Source organism: Candidatus Nitrospira salsa (assembly GCF_965152625.1).
This window is the reverse complement of the sequence record NZ_CBCUCO010000001.1, coordinates 174,506-198,734: the sequence shown is the minus strand read 5'-3', so window position 1 is coordinate 198,734 and position 24,229 is coordinate 174,506. Positions and strand designations below refer to the sequence as shown.

General features: G+C 45.5%; 30 protein-coding genes, 1 tRNA gene and 1 pseudogene. 17 read left to right on the top strand and 15 right to left on the bottom strand.

Going from position 1 to position 24,229, the window contains the following annotated elements; genetic code table 11:
* Positions 1-24 precede the first annotated feature (24 nt).
* Positions 25-849, bottom strand: a complete 825-nt coding sequence (locus tag ACWQXP_RS00905) for a 3'(2'),5'-bisphosphate nucleotidase CysQ family protein (protein ID WP_454060946.1) — start codon at positions 847-849, stop codon at positions 25-27.
* 112 nt (positions 850-961) lie between these two features.
* Here ACWQXP_RS00905 and ACWQXP_RS00900 point away from each other — a divergent pair, with 112 nt between their 5' ends.
* The 8 genes from ACWQXP_RS00900 (at position 962) to ACWQXP_RS00865 (ending at position 6,329) form a co-directional block, all read left to right on the top strand.
* A complete protein-coding gene (locus ACWQXP_RS00900) occupies positions 962-1,441 on the top strand; it encodes a hypothetical protein (protein ID WP_454060945.1) in 480 nt (159 codons plus the stop codon).
* 343 nt (positions 1,442-1,784) lie between these two features.
* Positions 1,785-2,333: a carbon monoxide dehydrogenase beta subunit family protein gene (locus ACWQXP_RS00895; protein WP_454061125.1), complete on the top strand. Its 549-nt coding sequence runs from the start codon at positions 1,785-1,787 to the stop codon at positions 2,331-2,333.
* 135 nt (positions 2,334-2,468) lie between these two features.
* Complete coding sequence (locus tag ACWQXP_RS00890) at positions 2,469-3,677, top strand: transketolase C-terminal domain-containing protein (RefSeq protein WP_454060944.1); 1,209 nt, start codon at positions 2,469-2,471, stop codon at positions 3,675-3,677.
* A gap of 63 nt (positions 3,678-3,740) precedes the next feature.
* Entirely contained in the window at positions 3,741-4,649 is a 909-nt protein-coding gene (locus ACWQXP_RS00885) for a thiamine pyrophosphate-dependent enzyme (RefSeq protein ID WP_447970345.1), read from the top strand.
* A gap of 28 nt (positions 4,650-4,677) precedes the next feature.
* Positions 4,678-5,382: a 2-oxoacid:acceptor oxidoreductase family protein gene (locus tag ACWQXP_RS00880; protein ID WP_454060943.1), complete on the top strand. Its 705-nt coding sequence runs from the start codon at positions 4,678-4,680 to the stop codon at positions 5,380-5,382.
* A gap of 38 nt (positions 5,383-5,420) precedes the next feature.
* Positions 5,421-5,699: a pyruvate ferredoxin oxidoreductase gene (locus ACWQXP_RS00875; protein ID WP_454060942.1), complete on the top strand. Its 279-nt coding sequence runs from the start codon at positions 5,421-5,423 to the stop codon at positions 5,697-5,699.
* Positions 5,700-5,837: 138 nt separating this feature from the next.
* Positions 5,838-6,101, top strand: coding sequence for a hypothetical protein (locus ACWQXP_RS00870; protein ID WP_454060941.1), 264 nt, complete (start codon positions 5,838-5,840; stop codon positions 6,099-6,101).
* 152 nt (positions 6,102-6,253) lie between these two features.
* Positions 6,254-6,329 (top strand) — tRNA-Asn (locus ACWQXP_RS00865).
* 380 nt (positions 6,330-6,709) lie between these two features.
* Here ACWQXP_RS00865 and ACWQXP_RS00860 read toward each other — a convergent pair.
* Positions 6,710-7,123 carry a 2Fe-2S iron-sulfur cluster-binding protein gene (locus tag ACWQXP_RS00860; protein WP_454060940.1) on the bottom strand — a complete coding sequence of 138 codons (414 nt, stop codon included), beginning with the start codon at positions 7,121-7,123 and terminating at the stop codon, positions 6,710-6,712.
* A gap of 241 nt (positions 7,124-7,364) precedes the next feature.
* Here ACWQXP_RS00860 and ACWQXP_RS00855 point away from each other — a divergent pair, with 241 nt between their 5' ends.
* The 7 genes from ACWQXP_RS00855 (at position 7,365) to iscX (ending at position 13,017) form a co-directional block, all read left to right on the top strand.
* Positions 7,365-7,838 (top strand): RrF2 family transcriptional regulator, encoded by a 474-nt coding sequence (locus ACWQXP_RS00855; RefSeq protein WP_454060939.1) that lies wholly within the window; start codon positions 7,365-7,367, stop codon positions 7,836-7,838.
* A complete protein-coding gene (locus ACWQXP_RS00850) occupies positions 7,835-9,049 on the top strand; it encodes an IscS subfamily cysteine desulfurase (RefSeq protein WP_454060938.1) in 1,215 nt (404 codons plus the stop codon). Before ACWQXP_RS00855 ends, ACWQXP_RS00850 begins: the two co-directional genes overlap by 4 nt.
* A gap of 47 nt (positions 9,050-9,096) precedes the next feature.
* Positions 9,097-9,510, top strand: coding sequence for a Fe-S cluster assembly scaffold IscU (gene iscU, locus ACWQXP_RS00845; protein ID WP_454060937.1), 414 nt, complete (start codon positions 9,097-9,099; stop codon positions 9,508-9,510).
* Between the two features lie 39 nt (positions 9,511-9,549).
* Positions 9,550-9,903: a HesB/IscA family protein gene (locus ACWQXP_RS00840; protein ID WP_447970353.1), complete on the top strand. Its 354-nt coding sequence runs from the start codon at positions 9,550-9,552 to the stop codon at positions 9,901-9,903.
* Between the two features lie 97 nt (positions 9,904-10,000).
* Complete coding sequence (gene hscB / locus ACWQXP_RS00835) at positions 10,001-10,723, top strand: Fe-S protein assembly co-chaperone HscB (protein WP_454060936.1); 723 nt, start codon at positions 10,001-10,003, stop codon at positions 10,721-10,723.
* Positions 10,724-10,949: 226 nt separating this feature from the next.
* Entirely contained in the window at positions 10,950-12,770 is a 1,821-nt protein-coding gene (hscA, locus tag ACWQXP_RS00830) for a Fe-S protein assembly chaperone HscA (RefSeq protein WP_454060935.1), read from the top strand.
* A gap of 28 nt (positions 12,771-12,798) precedes the next feature.
* Entirely contained in the window at positions 12,799-13,017 is a 219-nt protein-coding gene (iscX, locus tag ACWQXP_RS00825) for a Fe-S cluster assembly protein IscX (RefSeq protein WP_454060934.1), read from the top strand.
* A 20-nt stretch (positions 13,018-13,037) separates the two neighbouring features.
* Here the strand turns inward: iscX and ACWQXP_RS00820 are convergent, their stop codons facing one another.
* Complete coding sequence (locus ACWQXP_RS00820; RefSeq protein WP_454060933.1) at positions 13,038-15,425, bottom strand: penicillin-binding protein 1A; 2,388 nt, start codon at positions 15,423-15,425, stop codon at positions 13,038-13,040.
* A 322-nt stretch (positions 15,426-15,747) separates the two neighbouring features.
* Between ACWQXP_RS00820 and ACWQXP_RS00815 the strand changes: the two genes are divergently transcribed.
* Both ACWQXP_RS00815 and ACWQXP_RS00810 read left to right on the top strand, forming a co-directional pair.
* On the top strand, positions 15,748-16,218 hold the full coding sequence (locus ACWQXP_RS00815) for a redoxin domain-containing protein (protein ID WP_454060932.1): 471 nt from the start codon (positions 15,748-15,750) through the stop codon (positions 16,216-16,218).
* 97 nt (positions 16,219-16,315) lie between these two features.
* The gene (locus tag ACWQXP_RS00810; RefSeq protein ID WP_454060931.1) at positions 16,316-16,654 is read left to right on the top strand and encodes a thioredoxin family protein; all 339 of its coding nucleotides are present in this window, start codon (positions 16,316-16,318) and stop codon (positions 16,652-16,654) included.
* Positions 16,655-16,675: 21 nt separating this feature from the next.
* Here the strand turns inward: ACWQXP_RS00810 and ACWQXP_RS00805 are convergent, their stop codons facing one another.
* The 12 genes and pseudogenes from ACWQXP_RS00805 to relB form a co-directional block, all read right to left on the bottom strand.
* A complete protein-coding gene (locus ACWQXP_RS00805) occupies positions 16,676-17,461 on the bottom strand; it encodes a 6-carboxytetrahydropterin synthase (RefSeq protein ID WP_454060930.1) in 786 nt (261 codons plus the stop codon).
* Positions 17,462-17,557: 96 nt separating this feature from the next.
* Positions 17,558-17,878, bottom strand: a complete 321-nt coding sequence (gene erpA / locus ACWQXP_RS00800) for an iron-sulfur cluster insertion protein ErpA (protein WP_454060929.1) — start codon at positions 17,876-17,878, stop codon at positions 17,558-17,560.
* Between the two features lie 173 nt (positions 17,879-18,051).
* On the bottom strand, positions 18,052-18,633 hold the full coding sequence (locus tag ACWQXP_RS00795; protein ID WP_454060928.1) for a DUF3501 family protein: 582 nt from the start codon (positions 18,631-18,633) through the stop codon (positions 18,052-18,054).
* Positions 18,630-19,913, bottom strand: a complete 1,284-nt coding sequence (locus ACWQXP_RS00790) for a heterodisulfide reductase-related iron-sulfur binding cluster (protein WP_454060927.1) — start codon at positions 19,911-19,913, stop codon at positions 18,630-18,632. The genes ACWQXP_RS00795 and ACWQXP_RS00790 overlap by 4 nt, the downstream gene beginning before the upstream one ends.
* A gap of 103 nt (positions 19,914-20,016) precedes the next feature.
* The gene (locus tag ACWQXP_RS00785) at positions 20,017-20,442 is read right to left on the bottom strand and encodes a rubrerythrin family protein (RefSeq protein WP_454060926.1); all 426 of its coding nucleotides are present in this window, start codon (positions 20,440-20,442) and stop codon (positions 20,017-20,019) included.
* Between the two features lie 47 nt (positions 20,443-20,489).
* Positions 20,490-20,921 carry a Fur family transcriptional regulator gene (locus ACWQXP_RS00780; protein ID WP_454060925.1) on the bottom strand — a complete coding sequence of 144 codons (432 nt, stop codon included), beginning with the start codon at positions 20,919-20,921 and terminating at the stop codon, positions 20,490-20,492.
* A gap of 387 nt (positions 20,922-21,308) precedes the next feature.
* The gene (locus ACWQXP_RS00775; RefSeq protein ID WP_454060924.1) at positions 21,309-21,593 is read right to left on the bottom strand and encodes a hypothetical protein; all 285 of its coding nucleotides are present in this window, start codon (positions 21,591-21,593) and stop codon (positions 21,309-21,311) included.
* A gap of 317 nt (positions 21,594-21,910) precedes the next feature.
* Entirely contained in the window at positions 21,911-22,762 is an 852-nt protein-coding gene (locus tag ACWQXP_RS00770) for a hypothetical protein (RefSeq protein ID WP_454060923.1), read from the bottom strand.
* 427 nt (positions 22,763-23,189) lie between these two features.
* Complete coding sequence (locus ACWQXP_RS00765) at positions 23,190-23,345, bottom strand: type II toxin-antitoxin system VapC family toxin (RefSeq protein WP_454060922.1); 156 nt, start codon at positions 23,343-23,345, stop codon at positions 23,190-23,192.
* Entirely contained in the window at positions 23,345-23,602 is a 258-nt protein-coding gene (locus ACWQXP_RS00760; RefSeq protein WP_454060921.1) for a type II toxin-antitoxin system VapB family antitoxin, read from the bottom strand. The genes ACWQXP_RS00765 and ACWQXP_RS00760 overlap by 1 nt, the downstream gene beginning before the upstream one ends.
* Before the next feature lie 149 nt (positions 23,603-23,751).
* A pseudogene (locus ACWQXP_RS00755) lies at positions 23,752-24,011 on the bottom strand (type II toxin-antitoxin system RelE family toxin).
* On the bottom strand, positions 23,995-24,207 hold the full coding sequence (relB, locus tag ACWQXP_RS00750; protein WP_454060920.1) for a type II toxin-antitoxin system RelB family antitoxin: 213 nt from the start codon (positions 24,205-24,207) through the stop codon (positions 23,995-23,997). Before relB ends, ACWQXP_RS00755 begins: the two are co-directional and overlap by 17 nt.
* Positions 24,208-24,229 lie beyond the last annotated feature (22 nt).

Genomic DNA, 24,229 nt, shown 5'->3' with positions numbered 1-24,229 from the left:
TCTAAGAGCCTTACGAAAAACCTGTCAACCGCGGATCTGTTCAGTAATTGGGCTGATCGATTGAATAACATGATCGTGACAGGCGCCATTGGTCGCCACAAGACCTTTGGTATTTTTTAGGGTATCATATCCATAAAGGATTGGCTCTCCATAGATATTAGTAAATCGCCCGCCTGCTCCTCGCATGATGGCTTCTGGTGCGCAGGCATCCCAGAGACTTGTAAATGGGCCAGGCTCAATGTACGCATCGGCGTCTTGTTTGGCGATGGACCCAATTTTTATTCCCACGCTGCCGCATGGGAACTCTTTCGTGATGCCAACGTGGTCCTTGATGATATCGATCTTCGGATTGCGGTGAGATCGGGAGACAATGAGGGTGAGAGATTCTGGTTTTTGGTTGCTGGAAGCCTTGAGTGGTGTTCGGCCCGAATCCATTTCCATCCAAGCTTCTTGATCGGTCAGTCCTGTAAAGAGAATGTCTTGAGCGGGTCGATATACGATGCCCAGTTTGGCTTGACCGTCAATGGCCAGTCCTATCATGACCGAAAATTCTCCATTTTTACTAATGAATTCTTTGGTGCCATCGAGAGGGTCGACGTACCACACTCGGCCCTTTGGTGAAAGATTAGCTGGGGGAGGGCTTTCTTCTGCCACGATGACATCATGAGGGAAGCGTTGCTTCAGTCCCTCAACGATGATGGTATTGGCTTGTTGATCGGCCTCCGTGACAGGATCGGAAGGCCCTTTATATGATACTGAAAAGTCTTTCTCGTAGATCTTCATGATGTGTTTGCCAGCTTCTCGAGCGAGATGAGAGGTTATTGTGAGTTCTGATGAGAGATCGACCATGAACAGACGCTCCTAACGGTTAGGGTATTATTGATCGTGCAATTGATAGGTTCGAGCTGAGACTTTGTCAGATATCGGCATTGAATTGGTATTAATCTAACGGAAATTACAGATGCTTCGCGTCATTATCCTTGTTACTATTCTTGTTTTGCTTGTAGCGGTGTTTTTTCTTCCTCAATTTAGACGTGCCCTCTGGATTACCTTGGCAGGAGTATTAAGTGTTGTTGCTCTGATTATTTGGCTTGATAATCGTGAGAGAGAACTTGCTCATTCGAATTTCCCGCTTTCGCAAGTTGTACTTGAAAACATGCAGGCGAAGCCAGGGTTAAATTCCAGATCATATGTTGTCAGCGGAAGGATTCTCAATCATTCGTCAATGAGCCCTTTGCATCAGGTGATCGTTGAAGTGACGGTCAATGATTGTGAGAGTGATCCTTGTCAAATTGTTGCTCAAGAAGAAGGGCGCGTATCGAAGGAAATTCCCCCTGGTCAGGCTAGGGATTTTCAAATTTCCGTTCCGTTTTCTTCTCCTTTCAGTTTCCAGGGAAAGTCTGAATGGGTCTATCAGGTCATCGATGTGAACGATCGATAAGGTTAAGGTAAGAAAATACTGTACCCATCAAGACTGTTGAAATTAGGTCAGATCTGTATTCTCAGCATTTGACAAGGTGTAAATTATGACCCTATACTGGGCGTTGCCTCTCTGCTTGGTAGGGCGAAAGGCTCATGTTTTAACTTGTCATTAGTCTAATTAAATAAAGACTTGGGCCTTTTTCGAGGTTGCGAATGTTCTCTGTTTCTCATAGAGTGAAGAATACTATGGATGTCTTTCAAGAGGCTAATTTTATAACTCATTGGAGATTTTAAAGAAAATGACCACACGTTATAAGGTAATGCCGGGACCTGAACACTTTCTTCCTCCTTCAGCTGCGAGCATGGGAAATAGTTTACCAGATCCCGGTCAAGGACATATACATGGATCAATTGTTCCAGAAGAGCAAGCGATGGAAGAAGCTGCTAAGCAATTTCTTTCTGCTAAGGTTCCCACTATTTTCCCAGGACCACTTGTTCTGTGGGCATGGAATGAGAAGGCAGCTAAAAAGGCAAAAGCGATTCGTCACCTTTTTGAGACCTTGAAGGAATGTGTGGCCTCCACTCAAACGCCAATGCTCATCCCGATGCCAGATTATAGACCGAAGTACCCTAAAATAAACCCAGAAATTGAGATCAATCCTAATCATCCCAATCTCACCATTTGGCATAATAAGATTGATGCCTGCATATTTGTTGGGGTGCATTGTCATCAAGCCAATTTATCACTCAAGATTATTCGTGGTGGAACAGATTGCTATACAATCGCAATGTGTGCGCAAGCTGGACATGAAGATGCCATGCTTTCGGTTCGGGATACGACAGCCGATAAGATATTGAGATTGGCAGATTGGGTTAAAAAGTTAAAAGGAACAGTCGAGCCACCACAGTAAGTCAGGTGGAAATTAGGAATTGCCTCAACGTGAATTCATTTTGCATGTCTAACCCAATTAGTCGCGTGACTTTCGTCGTAAAAACTTCGGGTTACGCCCCTAATGTGACTTAATCATATAAAGGAGGTCGTACTCATGGCGACTCTATCAGTCATCGGACAAAAGAATAATAAAGGGCAGACGTTCACTGACCCCAGGCACATGATGTATGAGGCGCCAAGAACGCCCTCATTTTTTACAGGAAGTGAAGTCATTAAGGAAGCGGTACGTCGAGCCTCTTGTGACATTATGGTCGCCTATCCTATTACCCCGCAAAGTGAAGCTGCGGCGTTATGCGGTGAACTTTTTGCCGAAGGTTATATTGGTGATTACTTCAGAGGTGAAAGTGAATTTGCTGTCATGTCCCAATGCGCTGGTGCTGCCTTTGGTGGAGCCCGCGTATTTACCACCACAGCGGGTCCAGGGACGATGCGGGCGATGGAAAATTTCCCGATGTGGGCCGGAGCACGGCTGCCTATTCAGATGATTGTGACCTGCCGAGGTATTAATTCGCCGCTCTCGATTCAGCCCGATACGTTGGAAATTTCTTACTTGATGCAAACCGGAATGCTTGTGTGGCATGCGGAAACTGCCCAAGATTTCTATGATTGGATTCTGTTGGGGTACATGGTTTCAGAGGAGCCCGATGTTCATTTACCGTTGGCCTTATGTTGCGATGGGTTTTTTGTGACCCATACAAAAGATATGGTAGATCTGACTCCAGTTGATATGTGCCTCCCACCATATGACCCTTACCGCTCACCCGTTCCATGTATGGATATGGAATGTCCGCCGGTTCGCATGATGAGAGATCCGTTTGTGATGAAAAGTAACTACATCAGTTATGCAACTCATGCAAGTTGGCAACAAGAGGTGTGGGCGGCTGTTGAGCGGTCACGAAAACACACGATCGGTTGGATGAATGGATTGATCGATACTGAAAATACGGATGCGGATGTGATTGTGGTGGCATCTGGGACTGCCGTTTCTCAAAGTCGAGAAGCTATTGCCATCTTAGAAGATGAAGGCATCAATGTTGGGTTAGTAAAGGTGAAAACCTTACGGCCATGGCCTGGAGAGGAGATCAAAGAGGCCACAAAACATGCGAAGCATATCATTGTTCCTGAGTTTAATGTCGTTGGCTGGCTGGCCCGTGAAGTCAAGGCTACTCTTCCAAATAATGAACGGGTTCACGCTGGACCCCATGTCTGCGGCGGCATGACAATGCCTCCAGAAATTATTGCTGCAGAGATCAAGACGGTCTTGGGTGTCAAGGCACCATCGCTAGCCGGACGGGGAGGCTGAGAAGCATCGAGCATCTTGTGAGGGTACGTCTTTGAAGCAGATAACGAAAATAAGGAGAAAATTATGAGCAAAGAACGAATAAAGATCGCAGAAGAATTGTTTGAAATTATGCCTCCTGAATACCAGGATTTAGTTCAGAGGGCGACATATGGGAATGAGCAACGGGGCTGGAAAGATATTGGTAATGCAAAGGAGCTTATTGAGGAGCATTCTCTTTGCGCTGGGTGTCCGGAGTCCATGGCTTTTCGTTATATCCTTGCGTCATTACCGAATCCTGAAGATACCGTTATGGTTGGGTCAACAGGATGTACCAGTTTAGTCTTTCCACATGTGGCCGTTCACAACATCCATTCGTTATTTGGGAATCAAAACGCGATCGCTTCAGGCCTCAAGCGTGCGCTCAGTGTTCGTTTTCCAGATCAGCATAAAGATGTGGTGGTGTTAGCCGGCGATGGTGCAACGGTTGATATTGGATTGGACATGACCTTACAGGCATGGTTCCGTCAGGAAAAGTTTACGACGATTTGTTTTGACAACGAGCTGTACGCTAATACCGGTGGGCAAGAAAGTGGTCTTATGCAAAAAGGGTTTGTGGCAAAGATGGCGCCTGTGGGTAAGACCTTTGAGAAAGTTCGTCTTCCTGAAATTGCTAGAGAATCTGGATGCCATTACGTTGTGAATTGCACGGTGAGTAAGCCAAACTTAGTTGAAAAAGTGATTAAAAATGCTATTCATGTCGCTAGAGAAATTGGCCCGACCTACTTGCAGTTGTATACGCCGTGTATTTTAGAGATTGGGAAGAATAGTATGGAAGGTTTGCAGGAAATGCGTGACTCTGAAAAGCCAACTGAACGGTTTGCTTACAAAGAGTACGTGAGTGAGCCAGCCAAGGAACTGTTGACTGAGATGGCAGCTAAGGAAAAGGAACGGAAGGCTGAAGCTAAAAGGCAACTCGCTAGCCAAACGGTATAAGCGTAGGACATGTGAGAGGAGATATTCAATGATTTTACGTCGAATTAATATCAGAATGTCTGGACTTGGGGGACAGGGTGCCGTGACTGCGGCTCATGTCATGGCCATGGCTGCATCGAAAGATGGAAAATTTGCCATTTCAAACCCGTTTTTTGGGGCTGAAAAACGTATGGCACCAGCCGAAAGTTATTGTCGAATTGGAGTGAGAAAGATCTTTGATCGCGGTGAACTTGTTTTTCCCGATGTTATTCAAGTCTTTCACCCTCAGGTCATTACTATGGGCAAGAGTTACACAATGCCATTTTATTCAGGAATCAAAGAAGGTGGCCTAGTCATCATTAATACAGATATGCCACTCTTGACAGATGAAGATGTGAAGCGTCTGAAAGATCTCAATGTATCAGTATTTAATATAGCTGGGACAAATATTGCCCTTGAGGTTGCAGGTACTGAATTGGCAACAAACATGACCATGATTGGTTCGGTAGCTGGGATCACCAAGTGTGTCAGCATGAATGGTTTGGACTTAGCCTTACAAGAGCGGTTTGGAAAGAAATTCGTTGCGTCTGGCGGTACTGCAACCTTAGACGAAGCGATTAAAAAGAAGTTTGCAAAGAAAGAAATGTTGTTAAAAAAGAATCTTGATACGGTAGCCAGATCTTATGAAATGGCCGCAGAGTGGGCAGAAAAGAATCATGTAGAATTAATGGTTGGAGAAGCCGCTGCTGCGTAATATCAAGAACCTCTCTCAGCGAAGAAGGAAAGAGATAGATGTATAATGTTGCGTTAGTGACAGATGATAAGTGTGTGGCGAAAAAAGGTTGCCGGCTTTGCATTATGTATTGCCCGGAAGCCAACTGTCTTGATTTAAATTCTGAAAAGATGGTTGCAGAAGTTGCCATTGATCGGTGTAAGGGGTGTGAGCTGTGTAAAGTCGTGTGTGATGCAGCGAAACATCAAGCGATTGATATGGTTGCGGTGAGCTCGGATGGGAAATTAATGGACCAAGCGGGTGAAGCTGCTGAACTTGGCCAAGCCTATCAAGGCTAACGGACCGACAAATAGGAAAGCCTCGCGATTTTAGGTTAAGTATCGCGAGGCTTTTTTACGTTTTCTGTCAATGTCTAGACTACCACTCCAAGAGCAATAGTCGACAGTGCCTTTTAGAGACCTACGGGAAGGGTAATTATGAGCGATGAATTGAGAGAAAAGGTTTCTGGGATTGGTGAGCAAATGCAGGAATTTCATAATATGCTGCAGTCCAGAGCTATAGAAATGGAAACAACGGGTGGTGATCCTGAAGTCATTACCAAGTTGATAAACGGTGCGGATGCGATGAAAGATAGTGCAAATATTTACTTATCATGGGCACGTCATTTTGTCGCACTTTCTGATGGTGGGGCTTCTGAAGCCGACGAAGGAGAAGAGGATTCTGCGGACTTTCAATTTTAAGAATATTCGAATGATCCGAAAGAAAAGACAGGATTCCATGATGATTTTTCCTTTGTAAATATTTCTGAAAATTTTAATGAAGTATTGATCATCATAGTGAGTATGGTATAGTTGACCCGTTCTATAGCGTGTATAACTTGACATGGGACTATTCCTCGGTAGCTCAGCTGGTAGAGCGTTCGGCTGTTAACCGAATGGTCGCAGGTTCGAGTCCTGCCCGGGGAGCCAATAAAAAAGGCTAGCGAAACAGTTTCGCTAGCCTTTTCTTTTGTAGGCAACCTTATTGTGTATTGCCGGTTATAGCCGTTTCAGTTATACCGAATCGCTAGAATACCAAAATACTAAATACTGATATCCACTACGTGATATGCAAGGTCAATTGCTGCCAGAGGCATCCATGCGGGTCGGGTATAACCTTATCCGACATTTGATGAGTCTTTTTTCGCTGTCTAGGTGACCTATCATTAACACTCCAAGTCAACCAAGTCTCACCATTGGCAACCATTTCAACCCTGCGAGAGGTACTCAACAACCGTCGTCTTAGGTTTCATTTCCTTAATCAACTGGAAGTTAATTAAATTCGCTATAATCCTGTCTTTCCTCGTGACTTAATGAGCTTCCTTCACAAGGTTTTTATTCCACTCAGGAATTTCAATCACTAAATTTTTCTCCCCATTCGGTACACATTGACAAGCCAACCGTGATTGAAGGGAGAGCCCTGGGGCTTCTTCAAGTTGATCGTCTTCATCTTCAGTTGGTTCTGGACAGGTGTCGAGTCCTTCTTTGACAATCACGTGACAAGTCGAGCACGCGCAGACCCCACCACATGCATGTTCTAAGTCGATGCCGGCACCAAGGGCAATATCTAAAACACTACCTGGCAATCCAGTTTCACCATAGGGCACTTTCTCAGGGTCGACCTTTATTTCAAGTGTTTCGTCCGGAGTTTTAAAGGTAATGGTAAAAGATTTTGTTGCAGATTGTGTCTCAACTTTTTCGATATACGGATTACTGCCTCCCATGGATTCTCCTTATATGTTTCATTAATTTTGAATAACGTGTGGGCTTTATGTAAATTTTTTTTGCCTGAAGTGCATGAATGTGCTTATTGTGACGAATAGGACCAATTTTATCTCCGATAATTTGAATCTCCGACCATTTTAGTCTTGACTAGGTGCTTAGGTCAATGCTAGCATAAGTACGAGTACAATAGTCGGAGTTAATTATCATGTGCAATACATTCACGAGTAAAGTAATTAAAATATGTTAAAGCTCTCTAAAAAAGCTGATTATGCTCTGATGGCTTTGCACTATATGGCTTCTATACAATTCGGTGATGTGACAGAGACACGTGTTGTTAATACCAAGGAAGTCGCCGAAGAGTATCATATTCCCGTTGAGCTTTTGGCTAAGGTGCTTCAAACGTTAGCCAAGCAAGATATTATTGAAAGTCATAATGGACCCAAGGGGGGGTACATCTTAGCACGCGAGCCGAAGTTCATTACCATTGCGCAAGTGTTGGAAGCGATTGAAGGTCCTCTCGGCATTGCTGATTGTTACCACGAAAAAGAAGATTCGTCGTGTGATCAGATGGATCGTTGTAATATTCGCACGCCGCTCCTACGTGTTCAAGAAAGTATTTCACAGTTACTGAATAGCATGTCCATTGAAGATATGATGGTGGGTTCTCCATTAATTATTGTTGAATCGCGTAAAGCAGAAGGAGTGCAATTATGAAGTTGCCGATATATTTAGACAATCATTCCACGACGCCGTGTGATCCAAGAGTTGTGGAAGAGATGCTTCCCTACTTTACCGAAAAGTTCGGGAATTCGGCGAGTCGTAATCATAGTTTTGGGTGGGAGAGTGAGGCGGGTGTTGATAAAGCGCGAAAGCAAATTGCCAAGTTAATTCATGCCGACCCGAAGGAAATCGTCTTTACGAGTGGTGCGACAGAGTCTGATAACTTGGCCCTCAAAGGTGTGGTGGAGATGTATCGTGAAAAAGGTGATCATATTATTACCAGTTCTACCGAACACCGCGCTGTCATCGATACAGCAAAAGCTTTAGAGAAAAAAGGTGTAAAGGTCACCTATTTAGATGTGGGTAAAGATGGAATGGTGAATCCTGAAGACGTACGAAATGCCATTACCGACAAAACCATTCTTATTTCAATTATGTTGGCTAATAACGAGATAGGGACGATTAATCCTATTCGGGAAATTGGAAAGATTGCGAAAGAGAAAGGGATCATTTTCCATTGCGATGCTACGCAAGGCGTCGGGAAAATTCCGGTTGATGTTCAAGATTTGGGTGTTGATTTAATGGCCTTTACTAGTCATAAAATCTACGGCCCCAAAGGCATCGGCGCACTCTACGTTCGTCGGAAAGGACCACGTGTTCGTCTCGAACCTATGATTCATGGTGGTGGTCATGAGCGCGGTATGCGATCAGGAACACTTCCAGTTCCTCTTGTTGTTGGGTTTGGAAAAGCATGTGAATTGTGTGAACAGGAAATGGCCTCCGAGGCAGAACGACTCATTAAGCTTCGTGATCGTTTAGAAGAAGGTATTACCAAAGAACTCGAAGAAGTCTATTTGAATGGGCATCGTACGGAACGTTTACCAGGGAACCTTAACTTGAGTTTTGCTTATGTAGAAGGTGAGGCATTATTGATGGGCGTCAAAGAGATTGCCTTGTCTTCTGGGTCAGCTTGTACCTCAGCGACGCTTGAGCCATCATATGTCTTGCGGGCCTTAGGTGTCGGATCAGATCTGGCCCATTCATCCATCCGATTCGGTCTTGGTCGGTTTAATACCGCTGAAGAAGTGGAATATACCATTGATCGTATGGTGAAGGCCGTCAATCACTTACGGGCCATGTCACCGCTTTATGAGATGGCGAAAGAGGGAGTCGATCTCAAGACCGTACAGTGGGCCGCTCATTAATGAAAATGATTTTTACCATTTTTTGTCAATAGAAGGAGGTTTACGTCATGGCCTATAGCGAAAAGGTAATCGATCACTATAACAATCCTCGTAATATGGGAAGCTTCAAGAAAGAAGAAGATGGGGTAGGGACTGGTATCGTCGGGGCTCCCGAATGCGGCGATGTCATGAAGCTTCAAATTAAAGTCGAAAATGACACGATTGTGGATGCAAAGTTTAAAACCTTTGGCTGTGGGTCCGCGATTGCCAGTTCAAGTTTGGCGACGGAATGGCTAAAGGGAAAAACGGTTGATGAAGCTGGAAAGATTAAAAATACGGAAATTGTCCAAGAGTTGAATCTACCTCCGGTTAAAATTCACTGTTCCGTGTTGGCTGAAGATGCGATTAAGTCAGCACTAAGTGACTATAAGAAGAAGGCCGAGGAAAGCCCGAAGGTTGAGAGTGCCGCCTCGTCATCATAACAGACGAGTGCGGATCTCGAATAAGGAGAGGAGCGGATAATGGAAACAACGGATACCACAGAAAAACCGATAGTGAATTTGACAGAGGCTGCCTTAAAAGAGGTGAAGCGTCTGCTTGACCTGCAAGGCATTACAGAGGGTGGGCTTCGTCTTGGTGTCAAAGGGGGTGGCTGTTCGGGGCTTAGCTACACCACAAACTTTGATGAAAAAATTGGTGAATTCGACTCAGTTTCTGAAGTCGATGGAGTTAAAGTAATAATTGATGCCAAAAGTGAAATCTACTTATCTGGGATGACGCTCGATTATGAAAAAGACATGGTGAGTGGCGCCTTTAAATTCATTAACCCGAACGCCAGTAAAACATGTGGGTGTGGGGAGTCATTTTCCGCGTGACTCTGTCACGTTCATGAGCCGATAACTGCTAGAGTTGAATTTTGACGGGCATGGCGGATTTTGCCATGCCCGTTGTGCGAGAAGTAAAAATAAAACTATGGGACACGATCACGGTACACACTCGTCATCTCGAGAATTGCCAATGGCGCGCAGTATGTGCTGGCATTGCCAATCGGAGGTGAAGGGTGAATATTTGTGTGGCCAGTGCGTCAAGGTACAGCCACTCTCAAAAGATTTGGATTACTTTACCTGTATGCGACTTCCGCGGTTGTTGGATATCGACCAGGATAAACTTCAAGAAACATTTTATGATCTTAGCCGAACATTTCATCCAGACTTTTATTCGGACAAAGATGATCAGGAGCAAGTCATTAGTCTTGGGAATTCAGCTTTGCTCAATACGGCTTATCGAACCTTGAAAGACCCTATTCAACGAGCGGAATATTTAATTCGTTTGGAAGCTGGATCGGTGAAGGATATCCGCTCAAATCCTCCAGCTGATTTATTTGACGAAATTCTAGAACTCCAAGAAGATTTGGAGGAGTTTCGTTCCCTTTCTTCGGATAGTGATGCGGAACGGATGGAAGAATTGCGGCAGAAATTGAAGGTGAATCGTGAAGCGCTGGAGAAACGACAGGGGCAAATGGAATCATCCCTGAAAAAGAAGTTTGGTGAATGGGATGCGATTCAACGTCGTTCACCGCAATCGGCTGACGCGAGAGAAGAAAAAGATGCAGTGTTAAAAGAAATGCAGGAGATTCTTTCGGACAAAACATATGTTCGAAATATTGTCAACGATCTAATCGAAACCGCAGGCTAGTGTCCTAACCTGAAACGCCTTTGTTCCTGTGCTCTTTGCCATCATTAGGTGAGCAAGTAGGCTGCCCCTCAATCTGAATCATGATAAACGAGATAGTAGAAATCAGAATCCAATAATGGCATCAATTATTTGGACCTCCAAGAAAAAGAGGGCATATTCCTGAGATTGGATAACGATTTTTTGAGGCACAAGACGGGCGGAATCGAGAAAGACTATAAATAATATTATGTCTCGTATAGTTGGAATAGATTTAGGAACAACCAATTCATTGGTTGCATATATGGAAGGTGAGCAGCCTCGCGTCATTGTGGGGCAACATGAACAGGCCAAAGTCCCTTCGATCGTTGGGATGACGGACAATGGTCTCATTGTGGGCGAAGCCGCAAAGGAACATTTGCTTAAAGACCCGTCTCGTACGATTTATTCCGTCAAACGCTTTATGGGGAAAAGTTTGGAAGATGTGACCGATGAACTCAAGTATTTCCCGTATACGTTGCAGGAAAAAAACGGAGTCATACGAATTGTGATTGGTGAGAAAACCTATTCACCTCCACAAGTCTCTGCAATGATTTTAAAAGAACTGAAAAGTCGAGCAGAAGCGCAGTTGAAAGAAAGCATTACGAAAGCTGTCATTACAGTTCCGGCTTATTTTAACGATAGCCAACGCCAGGCTACGAAGGATGCTGGGTTGATTGCTGGCCTGGAGGTGTTGCGAATCATCAATGAGCCAACTGCGGCAGCTCTTGCGTATGGCCTCCAAAAAAAGACCCAAGGGTGCATTGCTGTGTACGATCTCGGTGGAGGGACGTTTGATATTTCCATCTTGCAACTCAAGGATGGAATTTTTGAAGTCTTGGCAACGAATGGGAATACGCATTTGGGTGGAGATGATATTGATCGACAGGTGTCAGATGTCTTTATTAAAGAAATTAAGCAACAATTCTCCATTGATCCACACGAGCATGATGATCTCATGCAAGTCATCAGGCTAGAAGCCGAGCGCCTGAAGGTGAAACTTTCAGATAATATGACGGCAATAGTCAAGGTGGAGTTGCCAGACCAACTGGGAACCTACCAGCGAGAATGGACGCGAGATGAGCTGGAATTATTGGCCAATGATTTAATTGAGGCGACCTTAGGACCCTGTCGTTTGGCGTTGAAAGACGCAGGATTTCAATCACCTCAAATTGATGAGGTCGTTTTGGTTGGTGGAAGCACGAGGATGCCATTAGTCCGTCGTCGTGTGGAAGAACTGTTTGGCAAGGAACCGCACTGTGATTTAAATCCAGATGAGGTGGTTGCGCTTGGGGCAGCGGTCCAAGCTGATATTCTGAGTGGAAACAAGAAAGATATGCTCTTGTTGGATGTGACGCCTCTGTCGTTAGGAATTGAAACGATGGGTGGAGTGATGAGTGCATTGATTCGCCGCAACACGACAATTCCGACGAGTGCGAAGGAAATGTTTACGACCTATGTTGACGGACAAACCTCTGTCGATATTCATATTCTTCAAGGCGAACGGGAATTGGTGAAAGACAATCGCAGCTTGGCCAGATTTCAATTGAAAATGCCTCCCTTGCCGGCTGCCGTGCCGCGAGTCGAAGTGACGTTTCTGATCGATGCCAATGGAATGTTAAATGTCACTGCGAAAGATATTCGAACAGGAGAAGCACAATCTGTTCAAGTGAAGCCTTCGCATGGGTTAACTGATGACGAAGTGGAAGGGATGGTTCGGGAATCATTTGAGTTTGCTGCAGAAGATATCAAGCAAAGGCAAGTGATTGAGGCCCGAACCGAAGCCGATGCCATTCTTATGGCCACAGAGAAAGCCCTGCAGCGTGGGAAGGGTTTGATTAAAGAAGGCGAGGTGAAAGGAATTTACCAGGTCCTGAATGAATTGAAGACCGTCAAAGAAACTGATGACCATCGGCCTATTCGTGCGAAGATTAGTGAAGTGGAAAAAGTGACGCATCATCTTGCTGAAGTGTTAATGGACTCCACACTGAAAGAAGCGTTAGAGAGTAAAAAGATCTCTGATTTTTCCTGACCGTCGGGGTTAAGACAAAGAGGATATTATGTCACAAGAGTTAACGTGGGACGATATAGAAGATATTGGCATTCGGCTCCAGGAAGAACATCCAGAGCTTGATCCACTTACGGTGCGATTTACCGATATGCATGCCTGGATTGTCGCATGGCCTGAATTTACCGGTGATCCGAAAGATTCAAACGAAAAAAAACTCGAAGCAATCCAAATGGCTTGGCATGAAGAGTATGAAGATGCCAAATCTTAACAAGTGATACTTTTTTAGCTTCACTCAAACGACGGGCTTGCCGTTGCTGAAGATGGACCGATTTGATCCATCTCGAAAAAATCTAATGGAGTGGGTTTCGGGGTGACGGGCTTCGACGGTTCTGTGCCTTCTGCAAAAACTTCAGTGGTAATGCTTTTCGAAAGCTGTGATGGGAGTGTTCCCGTTTCTGTGTCAACCTGAGCAAATCGAATGCCGTCTGGAATGCTAAAGGTTGTGACTGGCAATGGCTCTAAGGCCTTGGCCATATAATCTGTCCATATCGGTAGTGCTGCATGAGCCCCAGACTCTAGCCGGCCCAACGTTCGAACCCCGTCAAATCCTACCCATACTCCGGTAGCTAAATTTGGCGCATATCCGACAAACCATGCATCGCGGTAACTATTCGTTGTCCCTGTTTTTCCTGCCAATGGACGACCGATGGACTTGGCTCGTCGTCCAGTTCCACTTTGAATCACATCCATCATCATATTAGTCACGAGATACGCCGTTTCCTTGGAAACCGCTTGTTGAGGTTCAAAAATATGTTGCTCCAGGACCTCGCCTTCCAGGTTTTTTACCATGGTAATGGTATAGGGTGGAAGCCATAGTCCTTGATTGGCAAACACACCATACGATGATGTAATTTCCTGAAGGGTCACGCTTGAGGAGCCGAGTGCGAGAGAAAGATCTTGGCTGAGTGGACTTGTAATGCCAAGTGACATAGACAAGTCCATCACATCTTGAACTCCGATCTGTTCCAATAATCGAACGGTCGCCGCATTGCGTGAATGTCGTAAGGCTTCGCGCAAAGAGATCATGCCAAAGAATCGTTTTTCGTAGTTTTCCGGTTTCCAGATCTCTCCGTCGTCTTCCTGCTCGTAGACCACAGGGGCATCAAGAATCAAGGTCGCTGGGGTGTACCCTTTATTTAAGGCTGCGGCATAAATAATCGGTTTAAACGCGGAACCGGGCTGACGCCGAGCCGTAATGGCACGATTGAATTCACTGCGACCAAAGTCATATCCACCGACCATGGCGAGCACGGCGCCTGTTCGAGGATCAAGGGCTAACAATGATCCTTGAACGAGAGGAGTTTGGTCGAGAACAAATTCCCCGGCTTCGAGATCTCCATGTTTGGTGGTGACTTCAATGATATCTCCGGGTTTCAATATCTCTTTGGCGGTGAGATTCGTTCGAAGTACGGCCTCAGTCACTTCCTTCCCGCGTTTAAGTCGACGGTGAGCCCAAGCCATATCGGCGAGTGCGATTTGACCTTTGTAGATATTCTCAACCAAGATCTCGGCTGATTTTCCCGAGGTCTTGGTGACAATGGCTTTTAAGATTCCGTGAGGATTGGGTTCATCAGGAGATTTCACGGGGTTCTCTGCGAGGTCGGTGAGCGATTGCTGACCGAGCGGTCCTCGCCATCCTTGTCGCTTATCTAATTCGTGCAGGCCTCGATGCACGGCTTCATCGGCGGCTTTCTGCATCGCGACGTTCAAGGTCGTATGGACTTGGAGTCCCCCTTTGTAGACCATCGTTTCGCCGTAATGAGCCACCAATGTTTGACGAATATGTTCCAAGAAATACGACGCGATTGGTTTTAATGATTTGCGATGGAAAGCCAGTTCGGCAGAAATAGCCTCCTCTGCTTCAGTTTTCGAAATAAAATTGGTTTGAACCATGCGACCCAAGACATGTTCCTGCCGGTTTTTGGCCAATTCAGGATTTCTGTAGGGAGAATACGTATTTGGAGCTTTTGGCAGGCCGGCTAAGATGGCCGATTCTGAAAGCGTAATCTCTGAAAGGTCTTTTGAAAAATACGTTTGTGACGCAGAGCCAACACCATAGGCGCCATGGCCGAAGTAAATTTGATTTAAATACATCTCCAGGATTTTCTCTTTACTCAAGACCAGTTCCATTTTAAAGGCAAGAATCAATTCCCGGATTTTTCGTTTGTACGTACGTTCGCGTGAAAGGAATAGGGTTCTTGCCAATTGTTGGGTAATGGTACTGGCGCCCTGAACTTTTCCACCGCTTTTGAGGTTGGTCCAGGCTGCGCGAAAAATTCCAACGACATCAAGGCCTGGATGTTCAAAAAACCTCGAATCTTCAACCGCAATGATGGCATTGATGAGTGATTGAGGAATTTCTTCAAACGGAATATAGATTCGCCGCTCGACAAAAAATTGACCTATGACATCTCCCTCGTCAGAGTACACGCGAGTAATAAGGCTGGGTTGGTAATCTTGAAGTGATTCGAGTGAGGGTAAGCCCTGGGTGCCTATCCAGAGGACTCCGATTACCCCTCCAAGCATGAGCCCACCACACAGGGCAATACTGATGACCAGTTTCCTGGAAAACAGCACATTTTTCAGGGTTGTTCGAAACGATCGCTTATCTGCCATGAATGGGCGCTATCGGGGTGAATTACGTTATCGTTGAAATAGGGCTGGAAGGAAAATTGCTTGCCACCACGTATTTTTACGATACCCTGCATTTGACAAAAATACAAGGGAGAAGACAGCATCGCTTTTTAGAGTTTTTGGACCATTGTGGTGACTATTGGGAGATAACACCGAGAACAGGCACTCTCATGAGGTCAGGGCAGACGGAGATGAGACGTCTAGGCCTTTTTCGCGTGTTGACAAAGATTTCGATCCCATGTTACCAACCTTGATAAGGAAGTAGAAGTCCTATTTTGTCTTTAATAACAGGGAGGATATGTCCATGTCCGATGTTGCAGCCGAAGTCAAAGTTGGTGATCAAGCACCTGATTTTACCATGAAAGATCAGGATCAAAATGATGTTAAACTAAGTGATTTTAAAGGAAAAAAGAAGGTTGTTCTGGCTTTTTACCCGTTAGATTGGAGCCCTGTGTGTACGGGTGAGAATAAATGTCTCACCGATGATTTCCCAAGTTTTGGGTCAAGTGAAGCTGAATTGTTTGGGGTGAGCTGTGATAGTTTCTTTTCACATAAGGCTTGGGCTGACTCGCTTGACCTCAAGCACAAGTTGCTGGCAGATATGGATCGATCCGTAAGCAAAGCATACGGACTGTATTTTGAACCGTTGAATTGTTCCAAGCGAGCAACCGTGATTGTGGGCAAAGACGGTAAGGTTGGTTATGTGAAAGTCCAAGATATTAAGACCGCACGGGATGACAAGGAAATTCTAGAAGCACTTAAATCTATGAATTAACTCCGATTAAAATTACTGAAAAGGGGATCTCAGTCAGAAGGGGTCCCCTTTTTGTATCTTGGTTAGCCACAGAACGAGACGTGATACGGAGACCTATATGCCTGGAACAGTCGAAAATGTCACAGACGAAAACTACGAAGATTTTAAACAATCCGCTGGGTCTGTGATCGCCTACGGTATTGCCTCCTGTGATCCTTGCCAAGCCTACGATCCTATTTTAGAGGAAACGGCTGCTCAATACTCTAATGTTCGTATCGGCAAAGCCAAGATGCACGTCCCTGGTAAATGTCGAGAAATTAAAAAGCAACATACTTTTGAAACCTATCCGACCACCCACTTCTTTTCCAATGGAACACTCGTTCTGACCCGTGAAGGGAAAGTTGAGGCTGCCGAACTTGCGGCCTTGATCGATCAGCATCTAGTAAAGACGAGCTAAGTGTTGAGAAAGCTAAATTCCCTACCCTCGATAACTTGCTTGAGAGTCAGTTCCTTCGCTGACGGTAATTTGAGTTAATGTGGTTCCTGCTATTTCGTTGTTAAGCGCATGCCACATTACTTGTGCGAGATGTGATTCACAAGGCGAAGTCTCTTGAAATGCTTCATCCTTTGAAATGTTTTTTCCGTTAAACCTTGTCAATATCTTTTCATTCACAATTTGATCTAATAATCCGAGATTCACGACCTGTCCGGTGTCAGAAGCGATGGGGCCCGTCACCGTGACGTCTACGATGTAGTTGTGTCCTGTGGTTTGTCCATTTGGTAGATGTTTAGCCGCAGAAAGTTTATACCGTCTGGTGATATCGGCATGTGAGGATTGGCCTGGTCCGTTAAGGAGTTCAGCCGTCACATCGGCAAACAGCGTATGATCTTCATGAAGTCTGATGCGATCGACGGGGGGCATGTGAGGGTGCTGTTTCAAGCATTCCCATAGTGTGACGGCGAGGTTTTCCGTGGTGGGAATACGCTCTGTGAAATACGGGGTGTCGAGGTTGAGGTTTTTATGATCAAATTCTTTGAGTACGTCCCACAGATAAATCTTTAGGTCATACAAGTTGATAATCATTCCATTGACCGGATCAATCGGACCGCAAAGCGTGACTTCAAGCAGATAGTTGTGTCCATGTGAGTTTTGGTTGTTGCATGGACCGAAAACGGCTTTATTTTTGGCATCATCCCAATTCGGATTGTGATAACGGTGCGAAGAACAGAATTCTGTCCGTTTGGTCAATGTCGCTTTTGACATAGGTCAGGTCTCCAGAATGAAAAAGGGGCTTGGTTATGTCATCATGAAAAGATGCACATCCAAGCCCCCTTAAGAGGATCGACGAGATTTCAATGATTAGGTCGAAAAGGAACTGCCACAACCACAGGTGCTCTTGGCTTGAGGATTCTTAATGGCGAATCCTGAACCTTGAAGGCTATCAACGTAGTCCACTTCGGCACCACTCAAGAGCGGAGCGCTTTGTGAGTCAACGATAACCTTGACCTCACCTTTTTCGATCATCGTATCGTCATCGCCAATCTTATCTTCAAAGGACATGCCGTATTGATAACCGCTGCACCCGCCACCTTTGACGTAAATTCTCAATCCAACAGCGTTGTCTTCTTCAACTATCATTTCTTTAATCTTTTGCTCGGCAATTTCAGTGATGGTAACCATATTTCTTCCTCCACCTTTATAAGTTGATGAAACTAAAAGGAAAATCTAGTTCTGTGTGAGTCTTCCATTCTAGCAAGGACTAACCGTCTTGTCAATTGACCAGAAAGTGATAACCCCTTGATTTTATGAATTTTTCTCTGGAATACACGTGCGCTTACGTCTATAGATAATCATTATTTTAAGTCTTTCAACCACTCATCACGCATCTCTTGCGAAACAATCACTTCGGCTTGATAGTGGGGATGTGTAATATTGAGAGAAGCCGGAACATCGGAATTCCTTAATAGTTGACGAAATGTTGAGTTGGTTTGAAACCGTATAAAGTGTACGGCACTGATTTTGTCTTCTTTGCTATGCCCGGCTTCAAATTCAGCATAGATGGCTTGATCGCCAACACGAATGGACAAAGTATCAGAGCGGTCAATTTCTTGAAATGAATCAAGCAGTTCTTGGATGCGCTCAGAATCGGTAATTTCAATGAACAGAGTGGCACTTAATTCTTCGGCTTTGGGAAGGAGTGCATTATAAACATCAATCTCGTCTTGGACCTTCTCATTGTCAAAAATCCGTTCGGTTCGGAGCATTTCTTGAATTTGATAGAGGATGGTGTCCCGATTCTCAAAAATCAACGTCACGAGGTCACCAATGGCGACGCGCCGGCGTTTTTTTAGGGCAATAATTTGCTGGCGAATAGATGATCGTTGTTGTTCATAGTCAGCGTAAGAGAGAAGATCTTGTTGAGTCACGTTATTCATGAAGATAGTCCATAGGAGTCTCGAATAATTTGAATAGGGTGCCGAGCGGTCTTGTTGGAATCTTGCGGAATGCCACGCACTTGATCGAGTTGCAGCGCAGAGAGCGGGCAATCAGATGCCACTGCATCGACGGCATCTTCCTCCACTTCTCTCACGGCCTTCTTGGCAATTTTCATCGAGAGATCAAAAAACTCCACTTTTGCTCCCCACGTTCCGTCATGACCCGAGCATTTCTCGATGAGCTGAACCTTCGCGCCGGTGAGTTCCATGAGTTCTTTGGATTTAAATCCAATATTTTGATCTCGAAGATGGCATGGAATCTGATAGGCAATCCGGCCGGGATTTTCGGGGAAATCCACTGACAGCGTCCCTTCCTTCTTCAGTTTCATCAGGTATTCACACACATCAAATGTTCGCTCGGCCATGTCCTTGATTGGACCATGATCGGGCAGAAGGTAAGGGTATTCACGTTTCAGCATCAGACTGCAGCTTGCGGTCGGAACGATAATGTCGTGCCCGGATTCTAGATAAGGCCGAAAGATTTCATAGTTGGCTTTCGCCGTTTCGATCATGTTGTCGGTGTCGCCGAGATCGAACCGTGGCATACCGCAGCACTGCTGTCCTTCAGGGACAGCTACCTCAATGCCATTTTTCTCTAACACTTGCACGGTTGCTTTTCCAATATCTGTGGCTTGGTGGTTCACCATACAACTAGGGAACAAGGCCACTTTCCTTTTGGTTTCCGGCTTCGCTGAAGATGGACTTTGCTTGGACCACCATGATGGAAACGATTCTTGCTGAAAGGGCAGGATTTGCCGATCACGATGAACGCCCATCACGTGCTCCATGAGCTTGCGGACCCACGGGGTTCGCAGTGCCCAATTGGTCATGGGGGCCGTCAGTGTTCCCACCTTTCCAATTAAATCGGTTTGGATCAGTAAGCGGTCACGCCAAGTTGCACCTTTTTCCGCAATGCGCTGCTTCTTCCACGCTGCCATCAAGCGGGGAAAGTCGATTTCATATTTGTGCGGCGGGGAATAAGGACAGTGATTGAAGCAGAGTTTGCAGTAATAGCATTCTTGCTCGACCTGCTCGAAATCTTTAGCGGTAAACTTGTTGACGTCATTGTCGTAGTCATCGATACGATCAATCAACGTATTGAATGACGGACATAAGTTAAAACACCGCCGACAGCCATCGCAGATGTCGAATACGCGCAACGTTTCAGCTTCAAGTTGCGGTCGATCCCAGCCTGGGGTAATGAGTTCAAAACCTTTCAAATGTGCCTCAGTTCAGGAAATGTACATATCGCGTATTTAATGAAAGTCCCAGACAGGAAGACAGTCTTCCTGTCTGGGGTATAACGACAAACGTTGTTTGTTCTTATAACGACAGTGACTCTAAGCCTTTGGTGAAACGATTGGCGTGAGACTTTTCAGCCTTCGCCAGAGTCTCAAACCATTCGGCAAGTTCATCAAAGCCTTCTTCTCGTGCCGTCTTGGCCATGCCTGGGTACATTTGAGTGTACTCGTAGGTTTCACCTTCGATGGCGGCTTTTAAATTGGCTTCGGTGTTGCCAATCGGTACACCGGTTGCGGGATCACCGACTTCTTTCAAGAAGTCCATGTGTCCAAAGGCATGTCCGGTTTCCGCTTCAGAGGTATCACGGAAGAGACCACCAACGTCCGTATAGCCTTCAATATCCGCACGTCGTGCAAAATAGAGATATCGGCGATTCGCTTGTGATTCACCGGCAAACGCCGCTTTTAAATTTTCGTGACTCTTCGTTCCATTTAATCCCTTACCCATACCAGCCTCCTTTGAATAATTGAGTAACTACATCCGCAACAAAAAACTCATGCCGTTTGGGGACGGCAAGCCTGACAATAACCTCGGAATTCTATTTGATAATCGGTGATGTGAAATCCCGACGGAAGGCCACTTGGACACGATATTTTATTAAGCTTTTTATCCATCACATCCACGATCGACTTGCAGCCATGACAAATCAAATGATGGTGAGGCGTCAAATTGCCATCATACCGTGCGCGGTCATGCCCCACATTCACCTCACGAAGTAACCCCGCCTGCTGCAACACCCCAAGGGTGTAATAGACCGTATTCTGTGAAATCATCGGGTAATCTTGTGAGACGTGTTGGTAGAGGTCTTCAGCGGTCGGATGGCTGGTCGTTTCCACCAACGCCTTATAAATAGCTGTCCGCTGAGGCGTGTTCTTGAGGCCTTGGTCTTTAAACCGCTGTCGGATAGTTTCTGAAGAAATATTCATGATATTCTTTTTTAGGAATCATTACTAATTAGCAAATTGCAGTGAAGGAGGTCAAGTGAGACAAGAGTGATCCATCTTTAGTAAATTTTCCTCGTCCCGCAGTGGAGAAGGTGAGGAGTGAGGCACTCACTACTACCGCCTACAATCTTTATGACTGCGCTTCGATGAGGTGAGGAGGGATGTTTAGCTGAATGTTGAAGGAGGAGTCGTCGTGTTGACCATCGGTTCGATGAAAGGTGAGCGTGCCTTTCAGATCGAGAATGATCACTTCATGAATACCAGAGGTGAGCTAGGCTTGTAGTTTGTGGAGGATTTCGGTCTGACGATTTCCTGGTGACAGGACTTCGACCGCAAAGTTAGGCGTTTGCCCGAGCCCCTCCTCCACGTTCACAACTTGCCACTTATCGTCTGGCATCCATCAACATCGAGGACTCGAATGCCCGCAGTAGTGGTCAACACGGCAACTTTGCCCACGGTTTTACCGCCAAGCTGTGAGCGCAACTGAAAGGCGATCTCCGCGCAAATGACTTGATGTCGATTGGGCGGCTTCGGACTCATGATAATTTCTCCATGCTCCGTCAGTTCGTACCAATCTGGCAGCTGATCGTATTTCGCAAGTTCAGCCGAAATGCTAGACATTTCTTCAGGTGAGAGGATTGTATTCGTATCCATCGATCAGTGATCCTTTTTGTCATTTTAGGAGTTGCCCTAAGGCCTGTCAACGAATCGAAAAGCGACGACTACGGAATGAAAGAGTAAAGAGGAAGCCTGACGTTAAATCTGGAGAAATGACAGGGGAAGCATGACTATTGATATGTGATATATGACGGGAACTCTGATTCCACAAAAATCCATATGGGCTGCTAAAGGTCAAACAGAAATGTCATCGCAATACTTTAAAAATCAATAATCCTGCCTGCCCAAAATATTTCGAGTTTCGACCTGGTGCGAATGGCTTATGTAGCTCACATGGAGTAAGGTGCCTTAATCTACGGCAATGCCAATAAGCGACTACGAAACGTGTCATATCGCATTACTTGTGTATGGAGGTTGTTGTTTATGACATTTAAGAGTCGTAGTCCTCGATACTGGGCCTTGTCATTCGTTACATATCTGTCGCAAAGAGATAGATACACGGCCTGCCAAAGATCAATTGCCCCGGCATTTCGATTTGCTGAGTACCCTTGCCCCTGCATTGCGCGATGATGAAGTGCGTATGCGTATGCAAGAAAGTATAATCCGCAAACTGGTTCCTGCACCAATGACTCAATCTCAGGATCAATGAGTCGTTTACCTGTTTGTCGTTCGTACGCCTCGCTGACCAACGAATTCAAGAAATTTTTATTCGTACTGAAAACTCGCAACGTCGACGCTGTGGATTTTAGTTGTTCAGATGTTGGTATTTGGTTAAAGACGCTCTGAAACTTTACTCGGTCTCCGGCGACGACGCTAGAGAAGTCTTGTTCTGATTTATTTGCCCAATCAACTACCTCGTCTATCGCATTTTGATCAAGGCAATCTGGTTGATTCAAAGCAAGCCAGGTACCATCTAACTTAGCATCTGCATTGATCTTCCAACTGGAAGTCCCAGCTGCATGTGCATCCAAGTATTTCGATAGGATTCTATTTGGTCGGTCTAGGGGGCGGTTTCTATTGGCCAGACGACACATAAGTTTGAGGAGTTGAGTACGTCTGGACAAATCGCTGGTCTTTGCTGCTTCCAGGACGTTATAAGCCGTTATCCGGAATGAACCAATGCTTAAGATTGTCGTGACGATTGGCTCCCGCTCTGGATCATCCAGCAATCGATTGATGGCACTTGTGTCAAAGCAATAAATCATCTAACAACTGCAATTAGGAGTCTGGCATGAGTATTGATTACCATTAGATTAGATGCAAGTAATTGTGCCTTGTGGTTTAGGTGGAATGAGATGCAGGGAATTTATCCTCGGATATTTGATCGCTGAAACTATGCAATTCTATTCTTTGTCGGGTGTCGGAAATTCTCCCTGTCCTTCAGGAATGCTCTCTCTTCCTTCATCCTTCACACGGCTGGCATTATGTTGGTTTGTGAAAAGTCGGTGCCTTTGTACAGCAGGGGGAATCCGGTGACTTTTGCGAGGGCGTAGGAGAAGCAATCTCCGATGCGACTTGCCGACCCTTTCAGAACTTGCGGAATGCTGTCCTGGCAATCGCCGCTTGCTTAGCATCCACCTCTGCCAGCGTGATCCCCCGCGTGCAACGAATAAGTCGAAATCTCACACACCTTCATACCCTTATGCGTACTTCCAGTACCATCGACGCTTCCACAGGCCTTACCGCCGAGATAAGGCAGGTTTCCGCGTGTTCGATGGCTTCGTTAAAGAGGCGACGCTCCGGTTCATTGTTCAGGATCGCGAGGACTGCCGATGTATCAATCACCATTATGTTGGTAGCCCGTGCTCATCGTAGCCAAGAATTTCTTCATCCGGGTTGCGTGTATCGTGTATAGGCAGGGTAGCGCAATGTTTTGCGATTTCATCGAGTTTGTCCGCCACACTGCGACGGCTCTTCCGGCGTTTGAGTGTCTCAAGGCGCTCTTCCAGAGCCTTCGTGACCGCCTGAGTTTTAGTTTCTCCCGTCAGTGCCGTCACGGCTTCCGCTAGTTTTTCCGCCTCTGGATTTCTAATGTTTAATGCCATAATTTCCCTACATCTACATTTTATATGTACATCATACTATCCCGATGCATTATCCCATAACATTTTTTGAGGACTTGAGTCTGGAAAATGATGGGTCTAGACCTTTAGTCGGATAGATTTTATGTCTTCCGTTCCTTAAATGGTTTTTTCTAAACTTTGCTTCGGTGGCTGACTCGAATTACCAGGACAACTAGACGTTTATCTTCGATACGGCAGACGACACGGTAATCGCCGATTCGATATCGCCAAAGACCGGAGAAGGAAGATTTCAGTGATTTGCCTAAGGTACGGGGATCGGTGGAGGGGGCTACACGTTCATCGAAATACTCTATGATTTGTTGCTGGACTTTCCTGTCCAGTTTTTCATGTCCTTGACAAAACTGCTGTCATATTCAATTGTCCAAGCCAAGTTTCTGCCTCAACTCTTGACTACTTAAACGCTTGTCAGATTTTTCAAGACGTTGTTCAGCGGTATACCGGTCTTCCAATTCATCAATGTGTTTTTCGATGAGTTGTCGTATATAAAAAGTCTTGGTCCGCCCAGTACTGGCAGCCAAGTGCTCCAGTCTGCTTTCTAGTTCTTTACCAAAACGTAAAGACGCCATAGCGCACTCGATGACTTATTTG

Coding starts and splice junctions, on each gene's coding strand:
- ACWQXP_RS00905 (WP_454060946.1), bottom strand. CDS start 849: ATGGTCGATCTCTCATCAGAACTCACAATAACCTCTCATCTCGCTCGA.
- ACWQXP_RS00900 (WP_454060945.1), top strand. CDS start 962: ATGCTTCGCGTCATTATCCTTGTTACTATTCTTGTTTTGCTTGTAGCG.
- ACWQXP_RS00895 (WP_454061125.1), top strand. CDS start 1,785: ATGGGAAATAGTTTACCAGATCCCGGTCAAGGACATATACATGGATCA.
- ACWQXP_RS00890 (WP_454060944.1), top strand. CDS start 2,469: ATGGCGACTCTATCAGTCATCGGACAAAAGAATAATAAAGGGCAGACG.
- ACWQXP_RS00885 (WP_447970345.1), top strand. CDS start 3,741: ATGAGCAAAGAACGAATAAAGATCGCAGAAGAATTGTTTGAAATTATG.
- ACWQXP_RS00880 (WP_454060943.1), top strand. CDS start 4,678: ATGATTTTACGTCGAATTAATATCAGAATGTCTGGACTTGGGGGACAG.
- ACWQXP_RS00875 (WP_454060942.1), top strand. CDS start 5,421: ATGTATAATGTTGCGTTAGTGACAGATGATAAGTGTGTGGCGAAAAAA.
- ACWQXP_RS00870 (WP_454060941.1), top strand. CDS start 5,838: ATGAGCGATGAATTGAGAGAAAAGGTTTCTGGGATTGGTGAGCAAATG.
- ACWQXP_RS00860 (WP_454060940.1), bottom strand. CDS start 7,123: ATGGGAGGCAGTAATCCGTATATCGAAAAAGTTGAGACACAATCTGCA.
- ACWQXP_RS00855 (WP_454060939.1), top strand. CDS start 7,365: ATGTTAAAGCTCTCTAAAAAAGCTGATTATGCTCTGATGGCTTTGCAC.
- ACWQXP_RS00850 (WP_454060938.1), top strand. CDS start 7,835: ATGAAGTTGCCGATATATTTAGACAATCATTCCACGACGCCGTGTGAT.
- iscU (WP_454060937.1), top strand. CDS start 9,097: ATGGCCTATAGCGAAAAGGTAATCGATCACTATAACAATCCTCGTAAT.
- ACWQXP_RS00840 (WP_447970353.1), top strand. CDS start 9,550: ATGGAAACAACGGATACCACAGAAAAACCGATAGTGAATTTGACAGAG.
- hscB (WP_454060936.1), top strand. CDS start 10,001: ATGGGACACGATCACGGTACACACTCGTCATCTCGAGAATTGCCAATG.
- hscA (WP_454060935.1), top strand. CDS start 10,950: ATGTCTCGTATAGTTGGAATAGATTTAGGAACAACCAATTCATTGGTT.
- iscX (WP_454060934.1), top strand. CDS start 12,799: ATGTCACAAGAGTTAACGTGGGACGATATAGAAGATATTGGCATTCGG.
- ACWQXP_RS00820 (WP_454060933.1), bottom strand. CDS start 15,425: ATGGCAGATAAGCGATCGTTTCGAACAACCCTGAAAAATGTGCTGTTT.
- ACWQXP_RS00815 (WP_454060932.1), top strand. CDS start 15,748: ATGTCCGATGTTGCAGCCGAAGTCAAAGTTGGTGATCAAGCACCTGAT.
- ACWQXP_RS00810 (WP_454060931.1), top strand. CDS start 16,316: ATGCCTGGAACAGTCGAAAATGTCACAGACGAAAACTACGAAGATTTT.
- ACWQXP_RS00805 (WP_454060930.1), bottom strand. CDS start 17,461: ATGTCAAAAGCGACATTGACCAAACGGACAGAATTCTGTTCTTCGCAC.
- erpA (WP_454060929.1), bottom strand. CDS start 17,878: ATGGTTACCATCACTGAAATTGCCGAGCAAAAGATTAAAGAAATGATA.
- ACWQXP_RS00795 (WP_454060928.1), bottom strand. CDS start 18,633: ATGAATAACGTGACTCAACAAGATCTTCTCTCTTACGCTGACTATGAA.
- ACWQXP_RS00785 (WP_454060926.1), bottom strand. CDS start 20,442: ATGGGTAAGGGATTAAATGGAACGAAGAGTCACGAAAATTTAAAAGCG.
- ACWQXP_RS00780 (WP_454060925.1), bottom strand. CDS start 20,921: ATGAATATTTCTTCAGAAACTATCCGACAGCGGTTTAAAGACCAAGGC.
- ACWQXP_RS00775 (WP_454060924.1), bottom strand. CDS start 21,593: ATGGATACGAATACAATCCTCTCACCTGAAGAAATGTCTAGCATTTCG.
- ACWQXP_RS00770 (WP_454060923.1), bottom strand. CDS start 22,762: ATGATTTATTGCTTTGACACAAGTGCCATCAATCGATTGCTGGATGAT.
- ACWQXP_RS00765 (WP_454060922.1), bottom strand. CDS start 23,345: ATGGTGATTGATACATCGGCAGTCCTCGCGATCCTGAACAATGAACCG.
- ACWQXP_RS00760 (WP_454060921.1), bottom strand. CDS start 23,602: ATGGCATTAAACATTAGAAATCCAGAGGCGGAAAAACTAGCGGAAGCC.
- relB (WP_454060920.1), bottom strand. CDS start 24,207: ATGGCGTCTTTACGTTTTGGTAAAGAACTAGAAAGCAGACTGGAGCAC.